This is a genomic window from uncultured Kordia sp. (assembly GCF_947496985.1).
GTDB lineage: Bacteria > Bacteroidota > Bacteroidia > Flavobacteriales > Flavobacteriaceae > Kordia.
The window spans coordinates 602,944-619,072 of sequence record NZ_CANMEZ010000004.1; the positions used below are offsets into that span (position 1 = coordinate 602,944).

Consider the following 16,129-nt stretch of genomic DNA (forward strand, 5'->3'; position numbering starts at 1 on the left):
AATACATAAACTTTTTGATAAAATGTAATTTTTGAAGCATGTAAAAGGCAACTACAACGTTATTGTTGTGGTAATGTTGTAGTAAATTTTAGAAATGTTGTACTGTTTATAAGTTGAGAAAATAATCATTTAAGTTGATTTCGCGAGCTAAACTAATTTTTTTACGCAAACGATATCTTTTTATTTCCACACTTCGTACTGAAATATTTAAAAGTGGAGCAATTTCTTTTGATGAAAGATTCAAGCGTAAGTATGCACACAAACGAAGATCATTTGCCGTAAGTTGCGGATGTAGTTCTTTTACTTTCTTGAAGAAATCTTTATCTGCATGATTGAACGCTTCTTCAAAGAATTTCCAATCTTCTGCATTGTTGATATTTTTATCAATCAAACGAATTACAGGCGTTACGCTTTGTTCTCCTTTTTGCTTATTGAGTTCTTGCTTTATACTATTGAGCGTTTCGTTCTTTTTAATCATATTCATCGTAGCAATTGCCAATTCACGATTTTTTGCTTCGATATCACTGTTTAATTGTGAATTTTTTAATTGTATGATTTCTTTTTGTGCTTCTAATTCTTTTAATGCTAAATCACGCGTTGTTCTTTCTAATAAACGTTCACGTTGTTTTCTGTAATAGCGTTTGTAGAAACTATTTAATCCCGTAAAAAGTAATACCGTTAGTATTACATAGATAGCTATTGCCAAGTTTGATAAAAACCAAGGTCTATTTATTTCAAATGTATAGCTTGCCGTATTTACCGTTTCTCTATTATTGATTCGTGCTTTTACTTTAAATATATAATTGCCATGTGGTAAATTTTCAAAAGTAACTTCGGCACCTGTACTCCATTCACTCCATCCTTCATATAAACCATCTAAGTGATATGAGTATTCTGCCACTTCATATTTATTGTAAGCAGGAATGCTATACATAAAGGCTAAAAAGTTTTCTTTCGCTTTAAAATCGCCTTCTTCTGTTAATGGAATTTTATGTCTTCCGCCTGCAAGTGTATTACTCGTTATAGTATTGATAGCAACTTTATAGTCTATTAAATGCATGGCATCTAAATCGATGGTAATGTATCCGTCAGATGTACCTAATAGATAATTTTTCCCTGTTAGATGTGCAATATTTTCATAACCTTTCATTTCGTTTCGCAACGATTGAGGGATAGCTATTTTATTTACTTTAAAATTTCCGTTGAGTTTTTCACGTGTTACATAGTTGATATAATTTTTTGTAAAAGCCCATAAGTAGCCTAAATTATCTACTACTAATTTTCCTGAAGTGTATTCATCGTTTTGGAAAATAGTACTTAAGATGGAATCCTTTTGAAACGTAGCACTTTCAATATCATATCCAAAAATACCATTCTTATTGGCTTGATAGATCGTATTATTGAATTGTATTAAGCTTGAATTAGAGCTTTTTTGAACTGAATCATTTTTTTTAAAAGCTGTTACACGTTCGTAATCGCTACTTATATCCAATTCATATACACCTTTGTACTCGTGATTCATCAATATTTTAGATGGAGAAACCCATTCAAAATGTTTGGATGATATATTAAAGTCTTCTACTTTGTGACTAAACTGCCAGGTATTATTTTCATTCTTAAATATGTACAATCCGTCATAGTTTCCTTGAATGAATACGTCTTTTTTCCCGGGAATCGTTTTTATGTCCCACGCTCCAAGTATATTTCCTATTTTTTGTTGTTTGCCGTCTTTTATAAGAAAAGTTCCTGAATCGTGTCCACAGAATAATTCATCATTAATGATTCGCAAACACCAGGTTTGTCCTTTAGTGCCTTCTATAAATTTGAATTCCGTTTTTGTATTTTCTTTTCTATAGAATAATCCTTGATTCGTTCCTAAATAGACATACCCATTATGAATAATGGATGTGTATATAGTTCCTAAGCGTCCTTTTTGATCTGCAAAGTATTTGAAAGGTTCTTTTCTGTTGATGCAATCGATTCCATTATCTAACCCAACCCAAACATTACCATCTACATCTTCAAATAATGAAAGTGCTGTATTATCGCCCAATCCTTTTCCCTGATCTATTTGATGCAGCAATTCGCCTTCCTTAGATACATGCAAAATTCCTTTTGCAATTGTTCCAAGTATAAAACCACCATCCAATAATTGAATACTGGTATAAATACTTTTTTGGTTATACTGTTGTTGATATGGTAACTGAATTGGCGTTAATTTTCCTTCATCATAAGTAAACCAACCATTATTACGTGTAATGATTATTTTTTTGTCTCCATTTGGGAAAAATCCAACAATACGATTGTTTTTCAGAATTGAATTGTCACTTTCTAATTTCTTCTGACCATTTTGTATACTGTATAAACCTTCATTTAATACTTGAAAGAAGAGTTCGCCATCAATTTTATATAATTTCGTTAGAATATTATCAACTCTAATGGTTTTGAATGTTTTTGTTTCCGTATGAAAACTGTAGATGCTGTTTAATGATTGAAAAAGTACCCATTTGTCTAAGTGAATGATATTCCAGATTTGCTCATCTTCCATCATTTCAACCTTAAACTTATCGTTTAAAGATGTGTATTCTAGAATTCCTTTATCATTTCGAATCCAACAGCCAAAGTTTTGATAACAACCTGTGTAGATTTTATCACCAATTACTTTTACCGAACGCATAATGGTTTCATTTGACGTTTTGTAGAGTTTCCACTGCGCACCATTATATTCTAACAATCCTTTATTATTCGCAATGTACATATACGAATCATCAGATTGCGAAAGCATCCAGTTTTGATTATCGGCGTTATATATTTTGGGTGTGTAGTTTAGTATCGGTGGTAATTCCTGTGCAAAGGAAAAACTAAAAAGCAGTACAAAAAATACATTTATAAGGGTTCGCAAAGACTATTCGGGTTTGTGGTTAATGTAAAAATACGGCTATTTTTTTAAACAACTTTTGCGAATTCTTTATTTTTTTAGGCTAGATCACTACTAAAATTATATAATTTTCGATTTTATAAGCTTTATAGTTTTAGTTCTTCTTTTTTTAAAGGATGTGCTATTTCACTTTTATTTTTTCGTTTCTGAATAATATAATCCAATACATCTAAAATTACTTCTTCTGTTTTTTTGCGCTTTGGTTTTGTTTTTGGTTGTTGCTTTTCTTTTTTGTTTTTTGAATTTACATTTTTTTCATCACCAATTACGTACGTAAAAGATTTACATTTTTCAACTTTTATCATTCCTTTTATTGGAGAATCAACCGTTATCATATTATGTACTTTTGCTGTAAACAAGTATATTTTTTCTGGTATATTAAACACACAAGCATTTTGCCCTGAATTAATGATAAGATTTTCAACGGGCATTCTAGATTTTTTATCAATGATTTGCACAAAATATGGCTGTTCTTTATTATTCTGAAAACAGTAATCACCAGTTTTCAAGCGTTCACAGTTTTCATTGGTTGTTCTTGGGTCATTTTCATCCTCAACTACAATAACACGCTTGTTCTTTTGCGTATTTACTTCTCTATTTTCATATTCTTCACTTAAAATACTTTTTAAGCTTTCATCTGGACGCACTGTTTTTATAGCTGCTGCAATTTGCTTACCCGTTTCTGTATCTATAATTTTTATACGTATGCGCAAATGATGCAAAGTATAATCGACTGTTCCTGTTACAATGGCATCTGCTGCTACTAATTTGTTTATTTCCTTTGCTGTAGCTGGATCAATATATCCTTCCTCATTCCATTGGTGTTCTGCGCTGAGTTGTTCAATATGATCTCTATCGACTACTTCGAAATTTTTATCTACATTGGTAAAATGAACGGAAAAATCTCTTCCTACATAATCGCCAAGCTCTGTTTTTTTTCCTTTGGTATTGTGAAAAAACCATACAGCAACTACCAATTTTTGTTTTTGATTAACTTTTGCTACTGCCTGATTGGCTAGTTGTATCATATCTTTATTGTACTCACTATCTTGACTAAAAATTAATCCAGAAAATAGTAGTAATACTAGTTGAGTAATTGTTTTCATAAGGTCTGTGTTAGTATTATTAATCCTCAATTACATATGTAATTGATTGGCATTTTTTTACGCTAAATGTTCCACTATCTTGTAAATACGATACAATTCCTTCTAGTATATTTGCTTTGAACGAATAATTTTTTTCCGGAATATTGAATAAACAACTATTTTGCCCGGGTTTAATTGTCATATTTCTAGGAGCTGTATTTCTTCCATTAAAATTTAAAACCTGTATTTGATATACATATTTTGTATTATTCTTAAAACAATAATCGCCTGTTTTTAGTCGTTCGCAATCTTCATTGGTTGTACGTGGATCATTTTCATCTTCTACTTCTAATACTCTTCTCCTTTTAGAAGTCTTAACTTTTCTGTTTTCGTATTCTTCACTCAAAATATTTTTTAGGCTTTCATCTAATCGTATCGTTTTTATAGCTGCTCCTATTTGTTTTCCTGTTTCTGTATCTATTATTTTTATACGTATACGCAAATGATGTAATGTATAATCAACTGTACCAGTTACAATGGCATCGGCAGCGACTAATTTATTTACTTCTTTTGCTGTTGCCGGATCAATAAAACCTTCTTCATTCCATTGATGTTCTGCGCTGAGTTGTTCTATATGATCTCTATCAACTACTTCAAAGCTTTTTTCAACATTAGTAAAGTGTACTGAGAAATCTCTCCCTATATAATCTCCAACGTCTGTTTTTTTACCTTTGGTATTATGAAAAAACCATACTGCAACTACAAGTGTATTCTCTTTTTTAATTTTTGTAACTGCTTGGTTAGCTAAACTTATCATGTCTTTATCATAACCAGTATCTTGGCTAAAAACAACAGGCGTGTATCCTATTGCTAGTAAAAATATTAGGAGTGTAATTTTTTTCATCTTGTAACTATTTTTAATTCGTTTAATTCAGAGAATATTTGTTATTGTTTTAATTTTATAATCATTCAATTGTGTATGTAAATGATTTACATTTTCTCACTTTTATTGTCCCTTGCACTAGTTCCCCTCTCCATTGAATTTTATTTCTATAAATCATAAAGTCATATGTACTAGCTTTCATATCAAATAAACAAGCATTCTGATAAGGAACTATTTTGAGCGTTTTACTTATTGTAGTTTTATAATTTCTTCCATTCTTCATTTCACCTTTTACTGTGACTACAAGTGTATCACTCGTATTATTTAAAAAGCAGTAATCGCCAATTTTTGCTTTTTCGCATTCTTCAGTGGTTAGTCTTGGATCATTTTGTTTTTCTGGGATCAAGATTCCTTTTGCCGCTAATTCACTTGATGTATCTTTTTTGTATTCTTTATTTAGTATAAATTGTAAGCTTCCATCTATTCGAATATTCTTTATGGCTGCACCTATTTGTTTTCCAGTTTCTGTATCTATTATTTTTATGCGTACACGCAGGTGATGTAGATTATAATCTACGGTTCCTGTTATAATGGCATCAGCTGCTACTAATTTATTTACTTCTTTTGCTGTTGCTGGATCAATAAAACCTTCTTCATTCCATTGATGTTCTGCGCTCAATTGTTCGATATGATTCCTATCAACCACTTCCAATTTTTGAGCTATGTTTGTAAAGTATATTGAAAAATCTCTCCCAACAAAATCTCCTAATTCTGTTTTTTCACCTTTAGTGTTATGAAAAAACCAGACGGCTACTACTAGTTTATTTTCTTTTTTAACTCTATTGATTGTTTTATGAGCCAAATTGATCATATCAATGTCGTAATCCCTATCCTGTCCAGTAACTGATTGTGTATAAAATATGATTACACTAAATCCTATTAATAAAATGATGTCTTTCATAATGTAATTTTTTTAATGGTATTTCGTTTTGCAATGCTTTTAGTAGAACCATTTCCTGTAATTGAATTTGAATATGATTTTATAATGGTTCCTGTGTTTACATCTGTAATAGTATATTGTATGGAAAGTGTACATATTTGTTTCGTTTTTAGTACTGCACTTTGCTTAAATTCATATGTCACTTTTCCAATACATAGGTAATCTGTATACTTGTGCAAATCATTACTTAGTTTTTTAACATCTCCTTGAAATAGTGTTGCAATGCGTTGTTTAGTCAGTTGATTTGTTGGAATTAATTGTTGTGTTATAACATAATCTTTCCCTAACTGTTCCTTAAGATGCGTAGTGAAATCTGTTTCTAAGTTTGAAATTGAATCGAATATAAATACACTCAACTCTTTGTGTTCTTTTGTATTTACAACTGATGTGTTTAAAGAAACAGCAGTAGTATTTTTGTTTCGTTGTCTAGTTGTTGTTGTATCGTTCGTATTCTCTTTTCCGTCATTTATTACACCACTGTTCAGTACTATAAACTCTCTTATGACTTCTTTATTTACAGGTTTTAGTTGTTTTCCTGATGTTGGATGCAATCCGGCAGTATTGTAAAATTCTGGTTCATTGTTATGCGTTGTGTACCAAACTATAGGTTGCTGATCAGTATCAAAGAATTTTGTTGTAGTATCAGGGAAAATTCTATTAATATCACTTACTGTGAAATTTTTAGTATGTATTGTAATTGGACTACTAGATTTATTAGTATTCTGTATACATATTGTATAAAAGAAAGAGATTGCAACAATGGCTAATACGACAATTACACTAAAATGGAATTTACTTTTCCGTTCGCCCGTTTCTTTTTGCTTATATTTTGCTTTTGAAGGTTTACTAATTTTTTCTAGTTTGATATTTGAATAATCATAATTTCTATCAAATGGACGCGGTTGTATGTTTAGTAATAATGCACACATATTTAGTAAACCTCGTTTTTGAGGATCTTGTGTTTTTCCCGATAGTAGTCGACTTATATTTTTACTAAGCGATTCAGCTTTTTTAGTAAGTTCTACTAACAACTTAGTCTTATCTTGAATTTCTATATAGTTTTTTAAAATTACTTGATCTTCTTCAGGCAACTTTTCATAAACTTGAACCAACTGAAATAACTCTTCTTTTACAATACCTTCATTTAAGTCGTGCAGGTAAAATGCAGTATCATTTTCATATAGCCAATTATACTTTTTTATAATGCTTGCCAAGTATGGCTTTTGTTTAACATCCATATACTATTCTTCTTGTTAGACAACCCCAGAAAATGTTCGAAAACCCTTGAAAACAAAGAAAACATCAACTTTAAGTTGCTTTCTAAAATACTTTTACACCAGTGTTTAAGAGCAGTTAACATATACTCTTAAATCTAATGTCTTGCGCAGGACACATTGTGTAATAGCTGCTTACTGGAATTCTAGCTACCAAAGCAGCATCATACTTAGTGTCATGAGATATTTAATTATGTGTATTTTATCTATATTCATTTTTTCTGGAATGATTTCTTGTACGCCTGATCCAATTGATGAACAACAGGATACAATAGAATTTTCAGCAACTGAAGATGAAACGGAGAAAACTCCGCCGCCACCTGAAGAAACTGGAGAAGATGATGAACTAGAACCAAATAGTTAGTAATAAACAGCAGTGACTTACTAGTATGTCACTGCTTGTTTTAACTTTTAAATGGAGCTGTACTGTCTTCTATATTTTCTCTATTTGCATTTTTATATTTTATGTATTTGCTCATTAATTCAGCTACGTTTTTAACCTTAAATTTCTTAAATAGGTTACGTACATGTACTTCTACCGTTCTGGGACTTATATACAATTGATCTGCAATTTCTTTTTGTATATTCCCTTTACTAAGTTTATCTAAAATGTCATTTTCTCGCTTAGAAACACGCATCCATGATTCAATTTCTAGCATTTGAGAAATGTTATAATCTATATATTTTCTATTATTGACTACTTCATCAATAGCCGCAAATGTTTCTGTTACGCCTAATTGCTTATCCAAATATGCATCTACATCAAGTTCATTAAAAAGTTTCTCATAATGCGCTATTCGTGTATTTTGTGTCAAAATCATGATTTTAATCTTAGGGTATAACTGTTTTACTTTGTCTGCAATAGTAAATCCATCGTATTCTTTAGTTTCAAAATTGAGATCTAATATTATAATGTCTATGATTTCTTGTTTCAAAATATCAAGTGTTGATTTGTAATCAATACTATGCAATGTTTTTTCTACTAATGGATGTTGTTCTAATAATAGCTGAATACCTTGCGCAAATATTAGCGAATCTTCTACTACAAGTATTTTTAAATTTGATTTCATACGCCTTTTTTTATCTAGCTCCTACTCTTTAAGTTGTAATGCAATACGTATTGTGGTTCCTTTTTTTGTATTTATAATAAATAAATCACCGTTTAGTAAACTTATTCGTTGTTTCATATTTGTAATACCTATACCACTCGTCGCTTTTTCTTCATTAAATCCTATACCATTATCTGCAATATCAAATTCTAATATTCTGTCTTTGGTAACCCTGTGTGAAACCTTTACTTCGGTAGCTTGGGAATGTTTTTCTATGTTATGCAATGCTTCTAAAAAAATTCCGTAAAAGTTAGTCTGATCAGATAGATTCATTTCATCCAAAATGGTTGGTAACGGCATTTGCAAGTGCACAAATATCTTTCTATAATACTGAAATTCTGAAAGTTGCGACACTATGATTTCCGTAAGTGTCGCTTCTTTTATTTTACTTCGCAAAGGTGATAAACGATGTGAAATCAAACGTATTTGTTGGTTTACATCTTTGATTTCGTTTATGATAGAAGTACTAATTTTATCATACTCCTTGGCTTTTGACAATGCTAATATTTTTAATCTAATACCATCATAACTTGTCGTAATAATGTCGTGTAAATCCTTGCTAATACTTTCTTTTATACTTTCCTGTCCTTGATAGGTTGCGGCTAGTTTTTCAAGTTTTTGTTGTTGTAGATTTATTTTTTGTTGTTGTCTGTAATAAAAATATACTCCTAAACTTATAATTAGTAAAAAACCTAAGAGTAATAGCATTATGTTTTTATACAAAATGGATTTTTTCTGATTCTCAATCATTTCTTCTAATGAAGATGTATTTATGATTAACTCATCAATTTTTTGATCTTTCTGGTATACTTGAAGTTGTTCTTGGTATTGTTGAATAATCTCGTCTCGTTCTATTTGAAACAAATCGTTAACTAATTTTTGATATTTTTTTTGAAATATCAATGCATTCTCAGGCTGGTTTATCGCTTCGTAATAGTTACTTTTTATTTCATAAAACCTAAGGTTATCTTTTATTTTGTTTTCCTTTATATATACAAAAGCACTATCTAAATATGCAGTTGCTTTCGTGTACTGTTTTTCTTCTACAGCTATCATAGCTAACTCATTATAAGTAACTGGAAGTGAAACTGAATCTTTTGTTGTTTTTTTTAATCGTAATGCTTCCGCATAGCTTTTTTTTGCTCGTTGAATGTCGTCCATATAGTATACGGCTCCCAAATTGTGTACTATTCTACCCAAATGTTTTTGTACACCTAAATCGGTACGCAGTGCAATTGCTTTTTTGTAGTGAAAAATTGCAGAATCTGATTTTAATTGCTCACTATATATATTTGCTAAACTATTATGTCCGTCTGATACCTTTTTACGATTCCCAACTTTTATCCATAACCGTAAAGCTTCTTTATAATACATTTCCGCTATATCAAATCTGCCAAGTGTTCGCTGAATAATAGCAATTGTTCTAGCAACACCTGCCTTATCTTGAGGTTTATTTAGTATTGTAAACCCTTTATAGGCTTGGATTAAATACTTCATCGCATTTGTATAATCATGATGATTTTTATACAAAATACCTGCTTTAGAAAATGTTTTGAATTTTTTATAAGAATCTGCTTCAGCTTCATACATTAAGACGGAACGATTTAGATATGTCAAAGCGCTATTATCTTTCTTTTTTCGATATAATAATGCAAGGTTAAAATTTGCGTCAGCTGCATATACGGACGTAGAATCATTAAGAATACTCTGTTTAAAATATTTTGTCGCTACTGTATATTCTTTCTTTTTATAATAAATGACTCCTATTTTATTATAAATAAAACTTGTATTCTCATCTAAATTTAAATTTGAAGCTATGACTAAAGCTTCTTCATATGCAGAAATTGCAGCTTCATATTTTTTTGCGACTTCTAGTGTTTTTGCTTTAATCAATAATGAATCGAGTTCTGTATCATTATAAGCTGTATTTGCACATAAAACATTCATTTGAAAGCTAATGAGAATTAAGAAAAAAATGTGCTTGTAACAGTTTGTCATACTATTTTTTTACAACACTAATGTAATTTAAAATATTCAAAGTAGGAAAGTTAAACTTTTAAATACGTGAATTTACGTATTGAACTATAAAGTAATGATTGATAATATTGACAAATCAACTACTTCAAGATTCGTCTATGAGGTAAGTCTGGAATCTTATAAAGTTCCATTATCAAGTAAAACAATCATTACATGAAGCAAGCAATACTTTTTATATTATTATTCAGTCAACTAATGATGGCACAAAATGATGCTTTTTTAGATGAAGTCATTTTCAAAAATGATACTGTTATTTATAATGGGATAGCATTCTCTGGAAATTTATATGAGTATAAAGAAGAAGCATTAACACCTAACAAATGTATTTCTAAATGTGAATATGTTGATGGTGTTCGCCATGGTATCAGTACTTATTGGTTTATGAATGGTCAGCTTAAAGGTGAATCCAATTATGCAAAAGGAAAAGCTACTGGCAAGCATATATATTATTTTGAAACTGGTAACATCCATAAAATTAAAATATATGATAATGGTACGGTAATTAAAGATGAATTGTACTATGCTTCAGGAACTCCAAAACATATCAAAAATTATAATTCTCAAGGATTAAAACATGGAAAAACAACAACTTGGTATGAAAATAATCAAGTAAATACCGAAGAATATTTTACGAATGGTATTCAGACGAACACTTTCATTAAGTACGATTTGGAAGGAATAATACGATTAGAAAGTAGTTATACAGATGGTATTCTTACAACCAAAAAATCTTACTATGCATCTGGAAATTTAAAAAATCATACAGTATACAATATAAATGCGCATACAACTGTAAGTAAAACATTTTTTGACACTACTGAACCTGAAATTTTCAAACAAAGAAGCCATAAAAATGAGCAATATCATGGCAAACAAATCACTAAAAATGAACTTGGAGAATTCCTTTCTGAACGTGACTATGTAGAAGGAAAATTGCGATCCATGAAAAAATACAAGAATAATAAGTTAACAAGACATGCTGAGTTTATTAATAATTTTAAAACTGAAAAAATACAAGTATTCAATGAAAATGAACAACTAATTTCAGAATCATTTCTAACCAATAAAATAAAGGATAGTATTTGGTTAACTTATTTATCAAATGGATACAAAAGTTCAGAGACAGCGTATACAAATGGTAAAAAAGAATGGGAAGGTAATTATAAAAACGATCAGAAAGATGGTGTTTGGATTCATTACAATAATGAAAGTCTTAACCAAACATTTGATACCTATAAGCAAGGTGAAAAAATACAGAGCGACTCTTTTGAAAAAGTACATCTACTAACCAACAGAATCAATCAGGCGAATACATTTGCTTATAAAAACAAGTTTACGGATGAAATTATCATTCTTGCCATGGACGATACTTTTACTCTAAACACAAATACCGAACGAGTAAAATACACACTTAAATATCTTTTCGACACCTATTTTGAGCCTATTCGTAGTGTATCTAATGCACCGTATCAATTGATTGATAAATTCATTTATGTGCAAAACCTTCAACTTTCTAAAAAAGAAACCATTCATGAACGAAAAAAGAATCGTCTTGATAAAAACTCTCCTATCATCAAAGAAAAAGGATATCATTTTTACATCGCCTTTCAATTGTATTTAACAAATCGTAAAAATGAAGAATTATATAACAAAACTGAAAAAATTAATAAATCAGACAAAATTGTAAACTCTCTATTCAATGCTGTTGCAAATACATATGCAAAATCGGAAAGTGCAGCAATAGAAAGTGCCTTTAAATCATTTAAATTGAAACGTTTTTTTAGAAAAAACTTTAAAAAAGCATATAAAGAAAATAAAAAATAAACTTAGGACTATGGGAAACAAACTGACAAACCTAGAAAACAACTATTACTATGGCTTCACACGATCGTTTTGGCATGTTATTATTTCTATTTTATTTTTAAGTCTAATTGGTGGTGTTATTATGATTGGATGGAGTTTTATTCCTAGTAGTAAAAGACACGTAGTCAAAACAGCGCCACCAGTAAAACAACGTTACCCAAAACAAGTAGCTGTTACTACAAAAGAAGTTCTACAAAAATTACCCAAAGAAAAAGAAGCGATCAAAAAAGTACTCGATGAGCAAACCAAAATTGCAAATACTCCTCCTGTAAATCAAGAAGTATATGTTATTGAAGATATTGTTGACACTTTAAACCTTACTAATTTCAACAATGAAATCGCAAACTTAAAATTACTAATTCCTGTAAAAAAATACAGTAGTCTATGGAATCCAAAAGGTTATTATACATATCCGCAAGGAAAACGAAAGTATGATGTAACTAAAAATGAAAAATATCGCAAGTGGGTTGTGTTAAGTCAAGGGCTCAAAGATCAAATTATTTCAAAAATTGACGCCATGGGCTTTAAAAGTTACAAGGAAAAGTATCAACTCTTAAAAACATATAACCAATGTTTAGCTAAAATTAATACAACAGATCGTGAATTGATTTTAAAAAAATTACTGAGTTTCTTCAATAAAAATAAAGTAGAAACGATAAACGCAATAGAACACTTAACCAAACTACTTCCGTTATTTGATGAAAATATCACGCAAGTATTTGATAATGAATCGTATTTCATTAAAAAAAATCCGCAAGATGGTTTGGGTATGATTGCTTTTGAAACTAAAATATTACCAAATTTCACAAAAGAAGATCGATTGCAAGCTGCTAAAGTATTGAAAAGTGAATATTTGAACTTTTACGATTATAACTTATCAGCATTTACAGAAACTACGCAAAATTTCATTACAATGCTTCCAAAAGTTTCAAAAGGGCAAGAAGCTGTTGCTTTACAATATTTTTATGAAGTTTATAGAAGTAAAAATGCACAACGAATAGCTCAAATTAGAACTATTGACAATAATTATCAGCAACGCATCAACTCCATAGAAAATAAATATCAGGCTGATATAAAAAATGCACAGCTTGAATATAATGCCAAAGTTCAAAAGAAAACTTTCTGGCGCCTGTATAGTTTTTGGACTATTTGTTCTGCAATCGGCAGTGTATTAGTTGTTACACTCATCCTTCTGATGTTGTCTATGATACGAAATGTAAACAAACTTGCCAGTGTACTCCTCCTAAAAAAAGAAAATAACTAATCTTTAAAACTAATATAGCTATCAATTACACATTGAATTCTATAATGGTTCGTTAGTCGGTAAAGTCTAGGTTTCTTGTTTTTAAGAAATACCTAGACTTTTTGTATTCTTTATACCTGAATAATTATAATTCATTTAATGCGACTATCTTTGCTAAAAATACATTCCCATGGAAGGAAAAAATTGGTTTCGTTTTGTATATGATTATTTAATAGCTGAAGGATATAGTCAGGAAACAGCTATTTACATCAATGTAACAATTGGTATCGTAGCAATTACGATCATTTCTTTTATTGTTGATTTCATTGTACGACGCATGCTAATTTCTGTATCGAATAGAATTGCTCCAAAGACAAAGAACGATTTTGACGATTTTTTAGTTAAGAATAACTTGCCGCAAAACATTGCACATGTAATACCTATTTTACTCATAGAACAAGCTTCACCTTATTTATTTGCAGACTTCCCTGATTTTCAACGTGGCTTTTTAGTATTCATTGATATTGTATTAGTTATTCTACTCATACGCGTTATCCGTAGTATTTTAAACTCATTACGTGATTTCCTAAAAACGTTGAATTCTTTTAAAGATAAACCTATTGATAGTTACATTCAAGTCTTTATGATTTTTGTTTGGATGATTGGACTTGTCATGGCTTTTTCATTAATTACCGGACAATCTATTGTAACCTTCATTACTACGTTAGGAGCTTTATCTGCGGTTATTTTATTAATTTTTAGAGACACCATTCTTGGTTTTGTAGCAAGCATACAAGTTGCCGTGAATGATATGGTGCGTATTGGCGATTGGATTACGATGGAAAAGTATGGCGCTGATGGTGATGTTGTTGAAATTAATTTAGCGACGGTAAAAGTGCAAAATTTTGACAAAACCATTACCACTATTCCAACCTATGCTTTGATTTCTGATTCGTTTAAAAACTGGCGTGGAATGAATGAATCTGACGGACGTCGAATCAAACGTGCTATTATTTTAAAAGCACATAGCATTCACTATCTCAGTAATGAAGAAATACAAGAATTAAAAAAGATTGAATTAATTGCTGATTATTTAGATCACAGACAAAAAGATATTGAAGAGTTTAATACAGCCAAAGCTACTGATAAATCCATTTTAATTAACGGACGTAATTTGACCAATATTGGTGTATTTCGTAAATATATAGAGTCGTATTTGGAGTTACACCCTGCTATTAATGAGAATATGATGATTATGAGTCGTCAGTTACCGCAAACACCACAAGGAGTTCCGTTAGAAATTTATGCGTTTAGTAAAGATAAGGTTTGGAAAAACTACGAATACATTATGGGTGATATTTTTGATCATTTGTTAGCGGCTGTTCCGTATTTTTATTTGGAAACGTATGAGTTGAACATGACGAAGTAGTTTTCGACTTCGCGCTATTCTCAAATCAACGAACCAACACATTTACAAAACAATACGCAACACTTAGTTAAACATCTTTCTAAATTCCATAGGCGACATTTCTGTTTTGGTTTTAAAGAGTTTTGTAAATGAGGCTGGACGTTCAAAACCTAAACTATACGCAATTTCACTAATCGTTTGCTGTGTTGTGGACAGTTGTTCTTTTGCCTTTTCTATGAGTTTGTTATGAATATGTTGCTGTGTGCTCTGCCCTGTTAAGGATTTCAGCATACTACTGAGATAGTTTGGCGATAAATGCAAATTATCCGCAACCCATTGTACCGTTGGCAATCCTTTTTCTAAGGCCTTTTCATCTGTAAAAAAATCATGAAGTAAAATTTCTAATTGTTCTAACAATTTATGGTTAGCTATTTTTCGAGTGATGAATTGTCGTTCATAGAAACGTTCCGCATAATTCAATAATAATTGTAATTGTGTAATAATAATATCTCTACTGAATTTATCAATATTCGATTGATATTCTTTCTCTATATTTTTTAGAATTTCAATGATTTGTTGTTCTTCTTTTTCCGAAAGAAATAAAGCTTCGTTTACCGTATATCCAAAAAATTGATAATTCTGTAACTGATTCGCCAATCCTGAATTCCACAAGAAATCAGGATGAATCAATAATAAATACCCTGAAGGTTTGTGTTTTATATTTGGATTGCTAGACAAGCTCATAACTTGTTTTGGCGCAACAAACGTCATCACACCTTCATCAAAATCATAAGTTTGCTGTCCATAAAAATATTTGTAAGCTAAATTCCGTTTGAGTCCAATCGTATAATATTCCTTTATCAATTGCAAGTTTTCCACATCTGAAGGATATTTCACTTCGCTATAATCTATCAAACTTATTAACGGGTGTTTTGGTGCAGCGATATTTGCAAACCTGTGGTAATCACTGATTTTTTTGAAATGCATTCGTTGTTTCATTGCTTCCTTTTTTGTTTTTTTTGGGTGTTCGGTCGCTTCGTTTTTTGGTTCTTCTTTGTTAAAGATACTTTATTTAGTTATCAAATAAAACGTTAGGAGTTTTAATACGTCACTGCGAAAAGTCTGCGACTTGGCAGCCTGCCTATCACAAAACACAATTGCTGTTTAAAGCAACTGATCATTTCGACTGTGCTTAATACAAGTGCTTTATTACTTCCACGCAATGACGTTTAAAAGTACATCTCGTTGCAAATTTGTAACGTAAATTCACTCGATGTAACAGCTCGTGA

12 protein-coding genes are annotated in these 16,129 nt (G+C 30.5%); 4 read left to right on the forward strand and 8 right to left on the reverse strand.

The window, feature by feature from the left end; translation table 11 throughout:
* Nucleotides 1-106: 106 nt before the first annotated feature.
* From Q0828_RS13740 to Q0828_RS13760, 5 genes are all read right to left on the reverse strand, one after another.
* Nucleotides 107-2,902 carry a triple tyrosine motif-containing protein gene (locus Q0828_RS13740; RefSeq protein ID WP_298421949.1) on the reverse strand — a complete coding sequence of 932 codons (2,796 nt, stop codon included), beginning with the start codon at nt 2,900-2,902 and terminating at the stop codon, nt 107-109.
* A gap of 122 nt (nt 2,903-3,024) precedes the next feature.
* Nucleotides 3,025-4,044, reverse strand: coding sequence for a FlgO family outer membrane protein (locus Q0828_RS13745; protein WP_298421952.1), 1,020 nt, complete (start codon nt 4,042-4,044; stop codon nt 3,025-3,027).
* Between the two features lie 19 nt (nt 4,045-4,063).
* Nucleotides 4,064-4,927, reverse strand: a complete 864-nt coding sequence (locus Q0828_RS13750) for a CsgG/HfaB family protein (RefSeq protein ID WP_298421956.1) — start codon at nt 4,925-4,927, stop codon at nt 4,064-4,066.
* Between the two features lie 61 nt (nt 4,928-4,988).
* Nucleotides 4,989-5,867, reverse strand: a complete 879-nt coding sequence (locus tag Q0828_RS13755; protein WP_298421959.1) for a hypothetical protein — start codon at nt 5,865-5,867, stop codon at nt 4,989-4,991.
* Complete coding sequence (locus Q0828_RS13760) at nt 5,864-7,144, reverse strand: hypothetical protein (protein ID WP_298421962.1); 1,281 nt, start codon at nt 7,142-7,144, stop codon at nt 5,864-5,866. Before Q0828_RS13760 ends, Q0828_RS13755 begins: the two co-directional genes overlap by 4 nt.
* 214 nt (nt 7,145-7,358) lie before the next feature.
* Here Q0828_RS13760 and Q0828_RS13765 point away from each other — a divergent pair, with 214 nt between their 5' ends.
* Nucleotides 7,359-7,544: a hypothetical protein gene (locus Q0828_RS13765; protein WP_298421964.1), complete on the forward strand. Its 186-nt coding sequence runs from the start codon at nt 7,359-7,361 to the stop codon at nt 7,542-7,544.
* Nucleotides 7,545-7,584: 40 nt separating this feature from the next.
* On the opposite strand, the gene Q0828_RS13770 is transcribed toward Q0828_RS13765, so the two are convergent.
* Complete coding sequence (locus tag Q0828_RS13770) at nt 7,585-8,250, reverse strand: response regulator transcription factor (RefSeq protein ID WP_298421968.1); 666 nt, start codon at nt 8,248-8,250, stop codon at nt 7,585-7,587.
* Nucleotides 8,251-8,271: 21 nt separating this feature from the next.
* The gene (locus tag Q0828_RS13775) at nt 8,272-10,236 is read right to left on the reverse strand and encodes a tetratricopeptide repeat protein (RefSeq protein WP_298421971.1); all 1,965 of its coding nucleotides are present in this window, start codon (nt 10,234-10,236) and stop codon (nt 8,272-8,274) included.
* A 243-nt stretch (nt 10,237-10,479) separates the two neighbouring features.
* On the opposite strand from Q0828_RS13775, the gene Q0828_RS13780 reads away from it, so the two are divergent.
* From Q0828_RS13780 to Q0828_RS13790, 3 genes are all read left to right on the forward strand, one after another.
* Nucleotides 10,480-12,150 (forward strand): hypothetical protein, encoded by a 1,671-nt coding sequence (locus tag Q0828_RS13780; protein ID WP_298421974.1) that lies wholly within the window; start codon nt 10,480-10,482, stop codon nt 12,148-12,150.
* Nucleotides 12,151-12,160: 10 nt separating this feature from the next.
* Nucleotides 12,161-13,453: a hypothetical protein gene (locus Q0828_RS13785; protein WP_298421976.1), complete on the forward strand. Its 1,293-nt coding sequence runs from the start codon at nt 12,161-12,163 to the stop codon at nt 13,451-13,453.
* 169 nt (nt 13,454-13,622) lie between these two features.
* Complete coding sequence (locus Q0828_RS13790) at nt 13,623-14,861, forward strand: mechanosensitive ion channel domain-containing protein (RefSeq protein ID WP_298421979.1); 1,239 nt, start codon at nt 13,623-13,625, stop codon at nt 14,859-14,861.
* A 63-nt stretch (nt 14,862-14,924) separates the two neighbouring features.
* On the opposite strand, the gene Q0828_RS13795 is transcribed toward Q0828_RS13790, so the two are convergent.
* Nucleotides 14,925-15,839, reverse strand: a complete 915-nt coding sequence (locus Q0828_RS13795) for an AraC family transcriptional regulator (protein ID WP_298421982.1) — start codon at nt 15,837-15,839, stop codon at nt 14,925-14,927.
* Nucleotides 15,840-16,129 lie beyond the last annotated feature (290 nt).